Raw genomic sequence first — 16,359 nt, 5'->3', positions numbered from 1 at the left:
CCTCATGCCCACGCTTGGCCTACATCGTCCCAGCAATCGATCAGAACGACCGTTGGAATGGCTTGTTTAGTATGAGACAAAGACACTTCTCAGGAGCGCATTAACATGGAGGCTACACGTATGGAAGAAGTCATAAGTTATCGAGAAGCCACAGTAAAGGACGCGCCAACGATTTGTGAGTTGGGACAATTGCTCAACTCGGTTCACCATGCTGCACGCCCTGACATTTACGCCGCTTCAACGCCTGAACCTACGCGCGACCTGCCACACTGGATGGGGTTTTTTGAAAATACGGCACAGATTGTTTTTATAGCGCATGTAGGCCTCCAAGCAGCCGGCTTTATCACTGCCAGCATATCGTCAAGCTCCGGGCCACTGATGGAGCCGCTGAGCTTCGTGCGCATTGGATCTGTGTGTGTAGCAGAGAAATATTGGGGGAAGAGCATAGGGCGAGGCCTTGTCCAAAACGTTCAAAAATGGGCTGCTGAGCGCGACGCTAAAGACATCAGACTATCCGTCTGGGCTTTCAATGCACCGGCAATTCGTTTGTATGCAGAACTGGGGTTCGAGATTCGTGCATTCGAGATGGGACTGCGCCTCTGACAAGCCTTGTATCGGTATTGCACAGCCCACTTATGTGGCGTTAGATCGCTGATTTCTCGCCCGCTGCGTCGGCAAACGTGTGAGAACGGTAAGCGTCGGTCAACACACATTAGTTGGGAAACTTTAAGTAGGAGCAAACCAGGCCATAGTGATGTCGGCAATCAAAGTGCCGTCTGGCAGCAGGATTCGCTTTTGTAAGCGTCCTTCCTCAACAAAGCCAAATTTTTCGTACAGGCGCCGGGCACGCGAATTAGTTTCACGCACGCGTAGCTCGATCTTAAGTAGGCCGGGCCGGGCTCGGGCCCATTCCAGAAGTGCGGTCATCAGTGCTTGGCCCACCCCTTGCCCGCTGTTGTTGGGATGCACAACGATAGTCAGACTATATACGTGGGCGAGAGCCTCAAGCCTATAAGGCTCCAGTAACGCATGACCGACCACCAATCCTTTTCGCTCGGCCACCACGTACAAACCCTCACGAGTTAGTACGTCGATTTTATCCTCAAAGGATTTACAGCTGAATTCACTCGGACGAGATATCAGCAGCCCAGGCGTCCGAGCGGTTTCGCGCTCAGCGTGGCACAGCACAATTGCGTCAGTGATCAACGCGTTTCGAATGGCTAGGTCATTCAAGCCGCACCTCTTATTAGCGTTAGGTCATGTCCATTTTAGCCGGCTGAATTGCGCTTAGTCTGTTGAGAGAACCGCATCATTCAAAATCCTATCTATGCGGTAATAGCGCAAGCACCCGGGTAACACACCTTATTTTTTGCTGTTATCGCCTCAAGGCTGAGTATTACTAGCGTTATGACTCTGGCGATCAAATCTTTTCTCCATAAAAATCCGGTTGTATCCAACGACCGGGTAATCTTTAAGTTCTCCAAATATGCTGAAGCCGAGCCGGAGGTAAAAGTCCGGAGCTTGAAAAGAGAATGTGTCCAGCCAGATACCTTGACAGCCTTTCTCAAGCGCCAGAGCTTCCGCCTTGTTCATCAACTTTGCGCCCAACCCTTGCCCTCGGGCAACTTCAGGTACTACCAGCAACTCAACAAATAACCACTGCCCAGAAATTTTTGCGTATAGCCCACCTTGCGTAGCCCCCGCGTCATCCTTGATTAAGATCGCAAGTTTTTCAGTTCCGGTGAGCCCCGTTTGTGCTTGGTTGTATTCGCGCAACGGTGCCAAAATCGCTTGGTAATCCGCCTCTTGAGGCGTCTCATTTATCTCTATCCGTAAGTCCACAGCTTTCTCCTTGAGTAGTTTGTGATTAAACGGGCGCCCAACGATGTGGTAACAAGTTGGTAGCGTCACTTGCCCGCTGCGTGGGCAGACGAGTCAAAACGTCCTTCAGGTAAGCATACGGATCATGTCCGTTCATGCGCGCAGACTGGATCAAGCTCATGATCGCTGCCGCCCGCTTTCCGCTGCGTAGCGATCCGGCAAACAACCAGTTCGAGCGCCCAAGTGCCCATGGTCGGATTTGGTTCTCGACTTGATTATTGTCGATGGGCACAGCTCCATCGTCGAGGTAGCGCGTCAGCGCTACCCAGCGTTTAAGGCTGTAATCCAGGGCTTTGGCTGTTGCCGACCCATTGGGCACCAGGTCTCGCTGGGCCAACATCCAGTCTTGTAGTGTTTTGATTATTGGTGCTGCTCTTTCTTGGCGTATTCGCCTGCGATCTTCATCGCTCATGTCCTTGGCCTGGCGCTCAACTTCGTACAAGCCGCCAATCGAGAGCAGTGCTTGTTCAGCCAACTGGCTTTTGTTTGCCACGTGCAGATCAAAGAACTTGCGGCGGGCGTGGGCCATGCAGCCGATTTCGGTCATGCCTTTTCCGAAGCCAGCCTTATAGCCAGCAAAATCGTCGCACACCAGCTTGCCATTCCAGGGGCCGAGGAAGTTACGCGCATGCTCGCCCGCTCGGCTCGGGCTGAAGTCGTAGACCACCGCCTTGAGCGCCGAAAACGGCGTCGTGCTGTAGGCCCAGACATACGCTCGATGGGTTTTCTTCTCGCCTGGCGCGAGCATTTGAACCGGGGTTTCATCGGCGTGGATTACACCTTCGGCCAGCACCGATTCGCGCAATGCATCGACCAAAGGCTGAAGCTGCACGCCGGTTTGTCCAACCCACTGCGCCAGCGTCGAGCGGGCGATCATCAGGCCGGCGCGGCCAAAGATTTTCTCCTGCCGGTACAGCGGCAAGTGGTCAGAGAACTTCGCCACCATTACATGAGCCAGCAGGCCTGCGGTGGGGATGCCCTTGTCGATGACGTGCGCCGGTACGGGCGCCTGGATCAATGTTTCGCACTGGCGGCAGGCCCACTTTCCACGCACATGCTGCTCGACGGTGAACACGCCGGGCGTGTAATCGAGCTTCTCGCTGATGTCTTCGCCGACGCGCTGAAGCTGGCAACCACATGCGCACTGCGTGTTCTCGGGTTCGTGACGGATAACCGTGCGAGGAAACTGCGGCGGCAGCGGCGCACGCTTAGGTTGCTGACGTGGTTCGGCCGGCGCAGCCGGTGGATTGACCGCTTTCAACTCAGCCTCGATGGCTGCAATATCAGTGTCGAGCAGGTCGTCGAGCAAGCTGCCCTGGTCAGGGCTCAGTTGCTCGCTGCGCTTGGCGAACTTGTGCCGTTTGAGCACGGCTATTTCGTGGGTGAGTTGTTCGTTGATTGTTTCGATCCGATGCATCTTCTTGCCCATGGTGTCGACCTGCGACAGCAACTGCGCCGCGAATGCACGCAGTTGATCGGGGGGCATTTGATTGAGGTTGGGTGTAGAAGTCATGCCTTGGATTTTACCAAAGCAGATCACCTGCGGCAGCAAGCTCAGGCGTTAATTACAGCCTTTTAAAGGATAGTGATCACACCGCCAGCTCCAACACGTTGCCAAGGCAGGCCCAGCACCAAGGCCTGAAGTTGTTCGACATCCAGCTCAACCTCGCAACCTTGCCGAATGCCTGGCCAGTGAAACTTACCTTGGTTCAACCGGCGAGCTGCAAGCCAAATGCCTACGCCGTCATGCACCAGAACTTTCATGCGTGTGGCGCGGCGATTGGCGAAGAGATAAGCACAGTGCGGCTTCGCCGCACCGAATATTGCAATCACTCGGGCCAACGCGGTCTCGGTACCGGCGCGCATGTCCATGGGCTCGGTGGCGAGCCAGATGGAGTCGACGCGGATCATCACAGCAGGTCTCGTAGGAAAGCGGAACACGACGCTGTATTTTCTGTCGGCCAACTCACCACAACTACGCCTTTTGGATGAGGTACTTCAATTCGGATTGTAGCGGGAAGAGCTTGATGCTTCGCTATCGACGGCGCGCCTTTGACCGGAATAAAGGCAGTTTGCAGTGCCAGGTTTTTCTGCGCATGTACCCGAATCCATTTATGGACGAGGTTGGCATTGAGGTTGTGGGTCAAGGCGACATTGGCAATCGAGGTGTCAGGCTGTGCACATTCGGCAATGACTTGGGCCTTGAAGGACTTGGAATAGGAACGACGTTCTTGTGACATGGGCGTCCGCTTAAAAAGGCTAAAAATGGTGTCCACTTAAATTTAGGTGGACACCATCGCCTTAAGCGATGGCATCAGGAAGGTGTGTTGCCCGGACGGTTACGGTGAATCTACGTCAACCTGCGGCTACAAATGGCGATGGGCGCCCTATTTTGTTGTGTTTGCCATACCAGAAGCGTAGAAAAGTCTTCGGTTCGGGTGTGTAGGACCAGCTGTTGACGGCTTCAGTTGCGTGAAAATTACTCTGGTCGCTAACGCGTAACCTCATACTGCATCGCTTATCGCTCTGCCGAGATAGCCAGTCGGAGCAAACGTGCAAGCATGTCACATCAGAACTTTTATCTACGTCAACGCTGGTTATGCTGATGGCATCCGCCCCCAACATAAGGGAATCTCCACCCGACAGCTCAACCGAAAAGCGGTCTCGGTCTCGATTGCAATTTGCGCACCTGGATTCAATACCGGTCCAGATAGCATAAAACTGAGTTATCCAGAGAGTCATAATCTGACGTGGAGAGGTAGGACGGAAACGCCAACTCGGTGTAGTTAAATTGATCGCGCCCCCATCAGTAGGAAATCGATAGTGCAACGCTAAACGCCAAGCCAAAAACGCCGCAGACACCGTACAGGCGCACCGGCAGTCGAGACCATGTCGACTCTGAGCATCTAGGGAACTCAGATACCTATAGCACGCCAAATGCGGTTTCACATATGTCTCGTACAAGTACCGACGAACGCACCGGTATCGAACGTATACTTCTCGCGCGCTGAGATCAAAATCTGTAGCCTCTTGAGGGCTGTATGTAGCGCCGATCTTTCTATAAGGAGGGATGGGTCGAATAGTGATTGCGTTAGGAAAGGGGAATCCTCCTAATCCGGTGATCGCGAAATTGAGACCGATATTGACGAACTGCGCTTGCTCATTAAAGTCGGTGCTTTCTGCTTTGGCGGCGTGAAGCAGAGACATTGCGTAGTCGACTACAGGATCCTTCATTGCACTCGCTGCATGAATCCATGCTTCGATCCTTAAGCCAACTTCCGCATACTTGTTTCGCTGCTCTGGAGTAGTGCTATTCAGGTAGACGGACCCGGAAGAATCAAAAACAAAATGATCGCAGCGCGTCTTGGCACTGAATCCTCCAGGTGATGGAGAAAAAAATAGTCCTAGCCTCATGGCATTGCTGCAGGGCACGCATAGCTCAAGTGGTAGGTTATGCCAAGGGCACCGCTTTATCATTTGGAGAAGAAAGAACACCGAGTGGTAACCTAGAGCGATACATTTTGCGCAGTGTCGTATATAAACCACCGAATTGAATGGCGTACATTCCACCAGGTTATCGATAAACGCCCGTCTGACTGCAGGATATGGCAGGGAAAGCGCTTCGGCCAGCTTGGAGTCATCAATGGCACGCCCTCTCCAGTACTGAACAGGGCGACTGGACTGCTGAAATCGTGAAATCTCGTTGAGTAGTTGTAACGGGCGAGTGAAGTTTAATGCGCTTGCTTTTAGCAGGATCCCCCACGATGACTCAAATGGAATATAGTTAAAGTGTCCATATGTGAGTTTCATGGGCTACTTCCTTTCTGCCTGTCGCATCAACGATACAAATTCAGCGATTAAACTTGCGCCCACTGCTTCCTTAACAATCCCTTCCGTGACTTGAAACTCCGAGCTATCCATATGGCGGGAACGCATTAAAATCCTTTCGATAACGCGGAAAATATGTTCAAGAGGTAATACACGGAGGCCATTTTCCCCTGCTACATTCATTAACTCGGCCCAAATAAGTTTTTTGTAACTGGTCAATCGGAAATTTGCTGCAAAGGCCTTAGGCAAAAAGAAATCGGTATATGTGCACCCCGAGTCAAGCGGATATTCTTTATTCAAATCGTACTCATTGAGTATGCTTTCGAAATCAGCTTCTGATAAACATCCATCAAAATGAATTGGCTCACTTAAAAACCGAGCCACTAAGTTTGTCGCTCCAACACCGAATAATAAATTTCTTCTTTGAAGTATCTCCTCCTGTCCGAATCCTAGCGTCGTCATGCTAATGCCATGTTCCTCCAAACGATTATGAATGACAAGTAACTCATTCCAACTGTCTATCGACAAAAGTTGATTTTCATCAATAATTATTACAAAGTGCCTACCACCTCTTGATTCAACTTCAACACGTACATGAATGATGAATTTTTCAATCAAAGCGCTGTATGACTCTTTTGGATTTTTGTACAACCCTGCTCCAAAAACTAAATCGCGAGTCAAGTGAGCTGACTTGTTTCCATCTGCTGTATGATACAGGACATATTTTTTTGGAAATTCGGTGGCCAGTAGATCTCTAACGGCATTAGCGCACCTTGTCTTACCCATTCTCGGCTGAGCATACAAGAAGGTCCCAGTATGTCTTGAGAATACTCTTTCTCGAAAAATGGAATAGACCTTTTCGATCATCGGCGTAATCAGCGTGTAAAAAGTACTTACAATAGGGTGACTCTCTAAATAAGCCTCCCTATCAAATTCTTGTTTGGATTCCATTATTTTAGCCTTTTTTTTCTGAGCAGTTCATTCAGGTCAGGAATCTTTCTACCAATGATTAATGAGTCCGAAAACTCCAACGGTTTCCCTTCCTGCGCCGGAATTGAATTATTAGCGGATCCGGAAACTACTAATGGCGCTCCCGCCTCACTCGCTACACGCTTTGCCTCGGTTGCCGAGTCGGCCGAAATAGCTATGGATTTTTTGCTCTTCGATTTACTTAAAAAAGCCAGATAAGCTAGAACTGGATCTTGTTCAAAGCTGACTTGCAACGTTCTATCCGCCACCTTTGAGTTGATGGCCTTACGGGTTCGCAAGTCATGCTTGGTATCTGCCCATTTTCCAACTGCAACAAGATTTCCAAGCAAAAAACCTTCCATCGTGAATGCTGTTACAAATCTTAAGTCGTTTTCATCAATGTGCAGTACGACCTTCGATCCAATCATTGCCCACGCATCGTGCAAATAGCTTGACGTGTAACGAACTTTCATAAATTGAATATAAGGATGGCGGCCATTTTTTTTGCTACCTCGAACATTAACTGTTTTTTTCATCTGCAATATAGTATCCCCCATAGCACTGGCATCCGGTAACGTTCTCACCATGAAGTGCTGGTGATCTTTATCCAGTTTTTGCCTGATAAAGTCTAACGGTGACAAGAAAAACAGGCCTTCACTCATCCTTGTATTATGCTGAGCTATTTCAACATCAAGTAGATGAAGCAAATGCTCAACAAGAATCGGGGCTTGCGTCGCAACTTCCTCACAGTTTTCCGCACGCCCATTGTTAGGGCCGTGGCCCGTCGTACTTAAAAGTCGGCAAAATACATTATTGGAGAGCAAGCCAAATACATGCTCTACACATGGTCGCCTTTCAAAGTGCGCAGGTGCACCAACCGTCCAGAAATAGCCCAGCTCTTTTCTTGCAGCATTTGTAACTTTTACCGATAGGTGAGCCAGTGCCCCATCGAATTTTACAACCGTAAATAAGGCTCCTTTACACTGCGGAATAACGTCATTAGGCAATCCGCTGCCTTTGGGATATATCAGTCCTTCAATACCGGGCTCTGGTTTTTGCTGCCCTACAACAGAATAACGCATGACATCAACCACGTCGGTAGCTGAAACCTCTGATCGAAAAACACACTTATAGGACAGCACCGCCCCCGATGCACAATCAATCATGAGTACGACCCATATCCGGCTAATCCTTTTGGGGATATAAGTTCCATTCGGCGCCTTCATTAAAACTGAAGAGTGACAATCAATTTTATAACCATCAATCTCAACAGCTTCGAATGGTTCAGTGTAGACCAATCCAGGTCTTGGTCCCTTTCCGACTGCCATATGTGCTTTTGCCTCGCGCGTTCCTTCAAGGCGTATAACACGACTAAAATTGCTTTCTCTTGTACTTTTGATGTAGTCATATATCGTGCGCTGCCCTTGATACAAAGTGTTAAAGGGCCATTCATTATCTTGAGCACCGAACTCCTTAAGCAAGGTAAGAAATATCTTATGTAACGTTTTTGACCGGATGGCATACTCGCTTTCAGAATAAGAATCTGAATAAGAAAGAACCTTTCTAATAAATCTATCTTCTAATTCTGGATGCTTTTTTAAGGTTGCACCCAGGAGTCCCGAGTATCCGCCTTGAGTTTCAGGAAGTTTTGAGGCCGCCGGCCTAGATCTGCTATATTTCTTTGTATGCAAGTATGGAAGCAGTGCGCGGCATCCCCAACACAAGCCATCAGGAGCTAACTGCATGCACCGTGATGCATAATAATTTATACACTGCCTACTTATACCTGTTGCAGCAACGATGCTCTTTATTGGTAGGCCTTCACAGTAGAGTTTCATTGCCAAAAACTTTAGCTGAAATTCCTCTCGTTCTTGATCTGTCAACCCCACCAATTCAGGTTTTGGCCAGTCATGAAAAGTGCCTAGTGCTATCGCCCGCTTGCTTAAGCTTTCTACCCAATTGTTAGACTCATTATTTATCGTAGTCATGACCGACATCTCCATTGAGTGTGGTAACCGAACGAGGGTTTACCCGCAAAATCAATTTCGATATGCCCTGCGATAAAGTGACGTACTAAAACACCGCAAATTATCGGAGGGGCGACAAGCGGAGCCTTTGAAAGTACACTCTTTATGTCCCCCTCCCCAAGCGACACCTTAATTGTACGTACGGCATTCGAAGCTGCTACACAATCGAGCGATCTGATAGCCGCGGCGAATGCCAAAGCTTTCATAATTTTTATCGCGAAAGGTGCCTCCTTCATAACTTGCACTGATGAAAGTCGAATACTTTTCTCACTACTATTGTCCGCAGACTCGTCCAAGCTCGAGAGTTCAACCTCAACTAGTTCCCCTGATCTTTTTTGAACTAGAAAATCAAAAGTTTCGCTTGCCTCAGACTGCCGAAATGACACCACATCTAGATCAATCTCAAGAAATACTAGCCAGTAGACTAAAGCTAGATCGGAAGACAACACCAAGTCCTGTTTGAGCTTGACACTGTACACATACCAGAGATTTCTATTACTGTGACCGCGCGCTCTTACCTCTCGAATAATTCGCTTCCTATGCGCTTGCTTGAGAGATTGCTTGCCCGAAGCCATACCAGCTCTCCGTTTTCATTAGGCTTTAATCTACCCCCAGAATATTTTTTTTGTTATATCAATTAATCATAAATTTTTATCCCTTAATTGCCATATAGTGGCCCTGCAAAAAAGTCAGCCTGCGGTCAAATAGGTCTTCTTCAACTTAAATACAGCTACGTGTTTAGTATCGAATTAATGTAACGGCTTGCAGCCCTATCATATGTATACGTGTAGTGTATTAATATTCAGAGCTTCCGCGTTTTAGAGATTGTCAACCTGAGATCCCCCTCGTATGCTGACCTATAAGAAATAGGTAAAGCCCCTTACCTTTTCAGCGAGACCCAATTAAAAAATAAGCCAATTGGTGCGCGTAATTTTTGCTCGTGATTAACGCGTTATCACCATACCCAATAACACACTGACCGGGACAAAACGGCCCTTGGTCAAATACGTCCCCCTTGTCATAATCTGTATTTACTGAGGTCGAAGGAGGCAAACTCAGATTGGGTGGCCACACTTGTAGCCATCCATCCAACAATAGCCTCTGTGACCTATACGCAGTGGGTAATGACCTCCCCTTTAAGCCGGCCTTCGGGCTCCTATAGTGTCGCTGCAGCACCGACAGTAATATAGTTCCTACGCATTCTTAGGAAAATAATCACTTCCAAAGCCGGGACTAATTTCTTTTCACATCTTGGCACCACGCCGATGCTAGATTTTGCTAACGGTCTGTTTTTTTTGCTATTTTTAGGCGGTAAAAATGTCAATACTTTAGTTCTGGGGACTTCAACCCTCGATCACCGTCTCCAGCTCGTACAGGCTTCGCTTGGCGATGCTTTGTCCACATGATTGAATGCCGGCCTTTAGCAACGCTGTTGCTTCCACTCGGCGCCGGAGAAACGGAAAATTGATTGGAACGCAATCAGCGCCGTGGCTACTGCCGCAGCCGCACTCATCGCACTATTCGCACTATTCGTTTGGCTTTACGATAAGCATCAACGGAGGATCGAACGCAAGGCCAGTGCTAGGCTTCTAGCTCAGATCATGACGACACCTGTTTACGATTGAGCTTCCATCCCAGTTTTTGGACAAAGCTGATTTCTTCAGTGAGGCTGTCAGCAGCAGCCTGGCAAACGTATTTTCTGAAGTAAATCGCTTAAAACAGTTCGTGGGCTTATTCGGTGACTTGGCAGATAAAGAGCTGCAAGACGTGATTGACCTTCACTTAATGACGGTTCTCAACCAAATCAAAACGGCTGAAGCAGCTGCTGAATCTGCCTTTCAGGCTCTTTTAGTGGTTGGACGAACCAGCCGGTAATCTTGTCTCCCCTCCCCCAATTTATGCATTCTTACTATAACTAAACTAAATTGCTATTTAGTTTAGTTATATTTAATCGCTTCAGCAGACTGAATCAATGCGAAGATACATAGATCGAAGGCTGCGCTGGAGCAGGTAGCGAATAAGTTGCCTTCATCCACTCGACTTCTGCATGCGGCGTGCGGCCGAAATAGCGTTTGAACTCTCGGCTGAACTGCGAGGCGCTCTCATAGCCCACGTTAAAAGCCGCAGATGAAGCAGACATGTCGTCACGGAGCATCAATAATCTTGCCTGATGCAGTCGGGTCGATTTTAGATACTGCATAGGCGAGGCGTTGGTGACTGCGCGAAAGTGCAGATGAAAATTGGGCACGCTCATACTCGCCTCTTGAGCTAGGCACTCGACATCCAGCCGCTCCTGGTAACAGCTGTGTATCTTGCGAATGGCTCGAGTAACCTTTCCGAAATGGCCTTGCCTGCTAAGCGCAGCACGCATGCTCCCCCCCTGCTCGCCCACGATGATGCGATAGTAAATCTCGCGCACTAACGACGGGCCGAGTATCTGCGCCTCAACCGGATGGCTCATCGCTTCAAGGAAGCGTAGCGTAGACTCGTGCAACATCTCATCCATCGGCGAGGAATACATCCCTTTGGGAGGCTCATTGGTCGGACCAGATTTTTCGTCTATTTCCAGAATCAGTTCGCCAGCGAGCTTGAAATCCAATCGCATGTATACCGCCAGCATCGGCTCCTCTTCGCTGGCGTCAGTTTCCATGGTGAACGGCACGGGCACGGACACAACCAGGTAGTGCTGATTGTCGTAAATGTAAACCTCCTCCCCCAGATAGCCGCGCTTGCGACCCTGGCACAAGATGACGATGCCAGGTTCATAGAGCACTGGTGTGCGGGTCAGCGGCCGATTGGAGCGCAAGAAGCGTATGTCTTCCAGCTCGCTCAGGTTATAACCCTCCAGCGGCGCCAACTGCTCCATCAGTTGGACCATGCGCCGTGTTCGCGTTACACAATGATTCATATGCCCCTCTTACGCTTTCACGAAACTTAACCATCCGTAGAACGGGTCAGTGCTTCCCAGTGATTGATGTCGCGCAGGGACTGTTCCAGTTTTTCACGCACATAACCCAGCGCATCACTGCCAAGCAGCAGGTGGGCTGGCGGGTTGTCGCTGGCGATCAACTGCAACATGGCTTTCGCGGCCTTTTGCGGACTCCCCAGTTGTTGGCCGCTTTTCTCTTCGCGCGCCTGGCGCACCGGATCAAAGCTGGCATCGTAGTCGGCGATGCTGCGCGGCGTACGCTGCATGGAGCGGCCGGCCCAATCGGTGCGAAACGAGCCAGGGGCCACGGCCGTGACAAAAATGTTGAACGGCCTGAGCTCCTTGCTCAGCGTGTCGGAGATGCCCTCGAGCGCGAATTTGCTGCCACAGTAGTAGGCGATACCCGGCATCGTGATGGTGCCGCCCATGGAAGTGATGTTGATGATGTGTCCGCTACGCCGTTGACGGAAGTACGGCACCAAGGCCTTGGTCACTGCAACGGCACCAAAGACGTTGACGTCGAACTGACGACGCATTTCTTCCAGCGGCGACTCTTCGAAAACGCCCTCATGGCCGTATCCAGCATTATTCACCAGGACATCTACCGGGCCATAGCGAGTCTCCATCGCTGCGACGACGCTGTCTATCCGCTCAAGGTCGGTGACATCCAGGATGACCGCATGCGCACGCTCCGCTGATAACGCTTCGAACGCTCGCAGGGCAGCCTCATTGCGCACGGTGCCAATGACACGGTAGCCGGCAGCCAAGGCTTGCGTCGCAAGCGCCTTGCCAAAGCCGCTGCTGATGCCGGTGATGAACAGGGTTTTGTGAGTACTCATGGAGATTCCTCTCGGTTGATGAGTACCGAGGGTAGTCAAGCAAACGCTGGCGACCTATGCCGGATAATCTAGGAGGTTTGCCTATTTCTATCAGTCTTGCTCTGCTTGCCCTCAACGCGACGTCATGCCCCAATGGCGGGAGGAACGTCCAGCGTTCACCAGCCTTCAGCGTGACCACGAGGTACGTCATTGGCGGTGCAACGATGGGGCTCGAAAGACCGGATCACCCGCACCGGGCCAACGTGGGGCACATCTTCGGGCATCACGTAGTGGCTAACTCGTGTCTTCGTATGGACTAGCCAAGCGGGGAACGTGAGTCAGGCAACATCAGTTCCAAAGTTCAGAAATGGCTGATATCAACAACTGACGATACAATGATGGCGTTTTGCCCTTGCTTCATTCATCCAGCACTGCCTCCCGCATGATAGGAACGCCAACGATGCACAAGAAATTCACAGGGATCGTTTTTCTGTTGCTTGGCGGCTGCTCACTGCATCCGCACACTAAGGACGATTTGCTCAACACCGGCGTGACCAGCCCCGAGTATTGCCTGGCGCAAGAACGCTCTGTGGTCGAGAAGCGCGTTCAAGGTTATTTGAATCACTGCTTTCATCCGCAAATCACCGACCTCACAACGGGCGGGACACTCGTCAACACCATCAGTTTGAAAGTTGATAGCAATGCGCAACGAAGCGATATGGTGCTGTGGGCGCCGACGATCTATGGCAACCAGTACTATATGAATGTGGTCCTCTCGCAGAAGAACCCGGCTTGCAAAACCACCATGACCGCAGTGGCCTCTGGCTGGAATTTTGAGCGTAATTTCCCGAAAATACTGGAAAGTGCCAACGGCGGCGATCCGTGGTGCCCTCTATAAACGGGTGAGCACCCTGCCCTTATACCTAAGCCATAGCTTAGGTATAAGGGATATGAAAGCCTTCAATAACCACTCGCCGCCGTCATTGCTCCACCGACAATCGCAATCCCCGAACTGCTGCCCAAGCGAGTGGCTCCAGCTTCAATCATCTTCACTGCCGTTGGGTAATCGCGTACACCACCGGACGCCTTGACGCCAACCCCCGCGCCCACGGTCTTGCGCATCAATGCTACGTCTTCAAGCGTGGCGCCGCTTCGGCTGAACCCGGTGGACGTCTTGACGAACGCCACACCCAACTCCCGGCAGATTTCACACGCTTGGACCTTCTGCTCATCGGTGAGCAGGCAGGTTTCCAGGATGACTTTCAACGGCACGGCACCACAGGCCTGGTGGACCCGCGCAATATCATCGCGCACAGCCTCCAGCAGCCCTTCCTTCAACCAGCCGATGTTGAGCACCATGTCGATCTCCCCTGCCCCAGCCGCAATCGCCCGTTGCGCTTCGAATGCCTTGGTATCACTCAGGCCGGCGCCCAGGGGAAAGCCTACGACGGCACAAATCACCACGCTGTCGTCGGTCAGGCACGTAGCGGCGTAAGGCACTTGCCCCGAGTTCAGGCACACCGAGTAAAAGCCATGTTCCCGGGCCTCCTCGCACAAGGTGCGAATCTGTTCACGGGAGGCGTCTGGAGCCAGCAGGGTATGATCGATGTACTTCGCCAATGCTGCGGGTTGAAGTGTGTTCATTTAACGGGCCCTTGCCTGTATGTTGCCAATGATCGAGTGTCGCGTGTCACGGCGCTCACATTAATTCGTTACTATAATCACATTTAGTGTTATTTATTTAACAACAACATTCAAGCCCTGGAATACCCGTGGACAGTAGAAAAGCCGAGCGACTCAAGCTTATCCAACAAGCCCTGCAGGACCAGAACGCCATTCACCTGAGGGAAATGGCCGCGCTGCTGGAAGTGTCCGAGATGACCTTGCGCCGCGATCTCAACCACTTCACCGATCACTTGCGCCTGCTGGGTGGCTATATCACCCGGATTGGCAGTGAGGCCGGTGAGTACCGAGTCGCCGACCAGGATATGCGTCATGTCGAAGAAAAGCGCCGTATTGGCAAGCTCGCTGCCCGCTTGATTCAAGCCGGTGACACCGTATTTTTCGACTGCGGCACCACCACGCCTTTTGTCATTGACTTCATCCCTGATGAACTGGAGTTCACCGCGGTGTGCAGTTCGCTGAACGTACTGCTCAAGCTGCAGAACAAGCCCAACTGCCACATCGTGTTGTGCGGCGGCACCTTCCACCGCAAGAACCAGGTATTTGAGAGCAGCGCCGAAAGCAGCATTCTCGACCACGTGCGCCTGACCTGGGCCTTCGTGACGGCTGCGGGTGTCAGCCAGCAGTTCGGTGTGACGTGCTTCAACTTCAATGAAGTCGAGGTCAAGCAAAAGGTCCTGCGCCAGGCCCAGCAACGGGTGTTGCTCGCCGACTTCAGCAAGTTCGACACGGTGCGCACCGCGCATTTCGCCACCCTGGAAGACTTTCAATACGTGATCAGCGACAAGAAAATCCCCCGTACTTATAAGGACGTCATCCAGGCTCATGGCACGCAATTGCTGGTTTAACCCAGCAACGTCTGGCGTTCCTGTGCATCCAAGTAGCCGGTGGTCACGCTGAACGAAGCGCTGGCCCCGGCGCCCAGCTGGCGCACATGGCCTTTGGCTTTTTCGGCGTGATAACCCTCGGGTTCGCAGGTTGACGGCAGCACGAATGCCGCCACTTGCTGGTCTGGTGTATGCAGTATCCAGCGGGCGGCGTGCTCGAATTGTTCGGGACGGTAACGGGTATAAAACGCGGCGCCGTTGGGATGCTCCAGCAGAAAATGCGCCTGCCCGTTGGCATCTGTGCCCACGTCGTCGAAGAAAAACACAATTTCGGGGTCGTACAGTGCCGGCGCTGCAAGGCTGGCCAACTGTTCCGGTTGCTCGGCCAATTGCGCCATGTAGGCGCTCCAGTCCGGTGTCGGTTTGACATGGTCCGGTACGCTGGTACGCAGGCGCATTCGCAGCATGCCGAAAGGTTCGACAAACCGCGCGCCGTCCACATAGGCGTAGTTCATGTGGGCCATGTACATCAGGTCCATAGGCTTGCCGCCCAGGTTCGTCACCTGCATGTCGATATCGAACAGAGCCGAGTTAACGCGCAGTGTCACGCTGGGACACGCTTGGTAGCGATCGCCAAAGCCCTTGGCATATTGATACGCGCCACCTAGGCGTACAAAACCTTCGCCTATTTCCAGCCACGCCGTGTCCATGGGCGCGCAGGGCATCTCGCCGTGCAAGGCATGGGTGTCCTCCGGCGCCGGGCAGCCGTTGCGCAGCAGGCCGCTGTGAAACATAAAGCAGCCATAGGTATCGATAACGCTCAGGCTGGGCCGGGGTTGCTCGAATAGGTTACGCATGGTCAGGTCGCAGCCGTCGAAAACGGCCAACCAGACCATCTGGCCCTGATAAGGCAGCACCACCAGCCGTCCTCGACTGTTTTCCAAACTCAGGGCCAGCACTCCGGATGAATAGGTCCAGGCACTGACGGTGAAATCCTTCGATTGCACAAGGACCTTTTCCTGCTCGCCGAACAGTGCCCGGTATAACGGCATTCGCGTACTCATGAGGCCACCACCGCTGCCGCACGTGACGGCAATGGATCTGACTGGCGCAGGCATTTGAGCGCATACATAACGATCACGATGAAGCACAGCAAAGGCACGCTGTAGGCCAGTTGCATATTGCCGCCGCTGGCATCGGACAACAGGCCCTGGAAGATCGGAATCACGCCGCCACCGACAATACTCATCACCAGCAATGAACCGCCGACGCCTGTGTCTTCACCCAAGCCATCGATAGTCAGGCCGTAGATGGTTGGCCAGCAAGGCCCGAGAAAAATGCTCACGCCGACCGCTGCGTACACCGCTGAAATGTTCGGCACGAGGATGGTGTAGGCC

At 51.6% G+C, this 16,359-nt stretch carries 15 protein-coding genes and 1 pseudogene; 4 read left to right on the top strand and 12 right to left on the bottom strand.

The window, feature by feature from the left end; translation table 11 throughout:
• Window positions 1–120: 120 nt before the first annotated feature.
• Complete coding sequence (locus tag ACRESD_RS08750) at window positions 121–603, top strand: N-acetyltransferase family protein (protein ID WP_431750559.1); 483 nt, start codon at window positions 121–123, stop codon at window positions 601–603.
• A gap of 123 nt (window positions 604–726) precedes the next feature.
• Here ACRESD_RS08750 and ACRESD_RS08745 read toward each other — a convergent pair whose 3' ends face one another.
• The 7 genes from ACRESD_RS08745 to ACRESD_RS08715 all read right to left on the bottom strand — a co-directional run bounded on the left by ACRESD_RS08745 (window position 727) and on the right by ACRESD_RS08715 (window position 8,666).
• A complete protein-coding gene (locus ACRESD_RS08745) occupies window positions 727–1,233 on the bottom strand; it encodes an N-acetyltransferase family protein (protein ID WP_431750558.1) in 507 nt (168 codons plus the stop codon).
• Between the two features lie 150 nt (window positions 1,234–1,383).
• Complete coding sequence (locus tag ACRESD_RS08740; RefSeq protein ID WP_431750557.1) at window positions 1,384–1,842, bottom strand: GNAT family N-acetyltransferase; 459 nt, start codon at window positions 1,840–1,842, stop codon at window positions 1,384–1,386.
• Window positions 1,843–1,867: 25 nt separating this feature from the next.
• Window positions 1,868–3,394, bottom strand: coding sequence for an IS66 family transposase (tnpC, locus tag ACRESD_RS08735; RefSeq protein ID WP_431750560.1), 1,527 nt, complete (start codon window positions 3,392–3,394; stop codon window positions 1,868–1,870).
• Window positions 3,395–3,456: 62 nt separating this feature from the next.
• Window positions 3,457–3,792 (bottom strand): IS66 family insertion sequence element accessory protein TnpB, encoded by a 336-nt coding sequence (gene tnpB / locus ACRESD_RS08730; protein WP_431750556.1) that lies wholly within the window; start codon window positions 3,790–3,792, stop codon window positions 3,457–3,459.
• Complete coding sequence (gene tnpA / locus ACRESD_RS08725) at window positions 3,792–4,121, bottom strand: IS66-like element accessory protein TnpA (protein WP_431750555.1); 330 nt, start codon at window positions 4,119–4,121, stop codon at window positions 3,792–3,794. Before tnpA ends, tnpB begins: the two co-directional genes overlap by 1 nt.
• A gap of 1,573 nt (window positions 4,122–5,694) precedes the next feature.
• Complete coding sequence (locus tag ACRESD_RS08720; protein ID WP_431750554.1) at window positions 5,695–6,660, bottom strand: ATP-binding protein; 966 nt, start codon at window positions 6,658–6,660, stop codon at window positions 5,695–5,697.
• Window positions 6,660–8,666 carry a hypothetical protein gene (locus tag ACRESD_RS08715; RefSeq protein WP_431750553.1) on the bottom strand — a complete coding sequence of 669 codons (2,007 nt, stop codon included), beginning with the start codon at window positions 8,664–8,666 and terminating at the stop codon, window positions 6,660–6,662. The genes ACRESD_RS08720 and ACRESD_RS08715 overlap by 1 nt, the downstream gene beginning before the upstream one ends.
• 1,680 nt (window positions 8,667–10,346) lie before the next feature.
• Here ACRESD_RS08715 and ACRESD_RS08710 point away from each other — a divergent pair.
• Window positions 10,347–10,580, top strand: coding sequence for a hypothetical protein (locus ACRESD_RS08710; protein ID WP_431750552.1), 234 nt, complete (start codon window positions 10,347–10,349; stop codon window positions 10,578–10,580).
• A 94-nt stretch (window positions 10,581–10,674) separates the two neighbouring features.
• On the opposite strand, the gene ACRESD_RS08705 is transcribed toward ACRESD_RS08710, so the two are convergent.
• Together ACRESD_RS08705 and ACRESD_RS08700 are read right to left on the bottom strand one after the other, a co-directional pair.
• Entirely contained in the window at window positions 10,675–11,613 is a 939-nt protein-coding gene (locus ACRESD_RS08705) for an AraC family transcriptional regulator (protein WP_431750551.1), read from the bottom strand.
• A gap of 26 nt (window positions 11,614–11,639) precedes the next feature.
• Window positions 11,640–12,473, bottom strand: coding sequence for an oxidoreductase (locus ACRESD_RS08700; RefSeq protein WP_431750550.1), 834 nt, complete (start codon window positions 12,471–12,473; stop codon window positions 11,640–11,642).
• Between the two features lie 439 nt (window positions 12,474–12,912).
• Here ACRESD_RS08700 and ACRESD_RS08695 point away from each other — a divergent pair, with 439 nt between their 5' ends.
• Window positions 12,913–13,350 carry a hypothetical protein gene (locus ACRESD_RS08695; protein WP_431750549.1) on the top strand — a complete coding sequence of 146 codons (438 nt, stop codon included), beginning with the start codon at window positions 12,913–12,915 and terminating at the stop codon, window positions 13,348–13,350.
• Between the two features lie 62 nt (window positions 13,351–13,412).
• On the opposite strand, the gene deoC is transcribed toward ACRESD_RS08695, so the two are convergent.
• On the bottom strand, window positions 13,413–14,096 hold the full coding sequence (gene deoC, locus ACRESD_RS08690; protein WP_431750548.1) for a deoxyribose-phosphate aldolase: 684 nt from the start codon (window positions 14,094–14,096) through the stop codon (window positions 13,413–13,415).
• A gap of 128 nt (window positions 14,097–14,224) precedes the next feature.
• Here deoC and deoR point away from each other — a divergent pair, with 128 nt between their 5' ends.
• Window positions 14,225–14,983, top strand: coding sequence for a DNA-binding transcriptional repressor DeoR (deoR, locus tag ACRESD_RS08685; protein WP_431750547.1), 759 nt, complete (start codon window positions 14,225–14,227; stop codon window positions 14,981–14,983).
• On the opposite strand, the gene ACRESD_RS08680 is transcribed toward deoR, so the two are convergent.
• Together ACRESD_RS08680 and ACRESD_RS08675 are read right to left on the bottom strand one after the other, a co-directional pair.
• Entirely contained in the window at window positions 14,980–16,026 is a 1,047-nt protein-coding gene (locus ACRESD_RS08680) for an aldose 1-epimerase family protein (RefSeq protein WP_431750546.1), read from the bottom strand. The two genes, deoR and ACRESD_RS08680, sit on opposite strands and share 4 nt — an antisense overlap.
• Window positions 16,023–16,359: pseudogene (locus ACRESD_RS08675) on the bottom strand (L-fucose:H+ symporter permease); the annotation flags it as partial. The pseudogene ACRESD_RS08675 and the gene ACRESD_RS08680, both read right to left, overlap by 4 nt.

This window comes from Pseudomonas sp., from assembly GCF_050739995.1.
In the GTDB taxonomy this organism is placed as follows: domain Bacteria; phylum Pseudomonadota; class Gammaproteobacteria; order Pseudomonadales; family Pseudomonadaceae; genus Aquipseudomonas.
The sequence above is the reverse complement of the archived record's forward strand: the minus strand, read 5'-3'. Positions and strand labels throughout refer to the sequence as shown.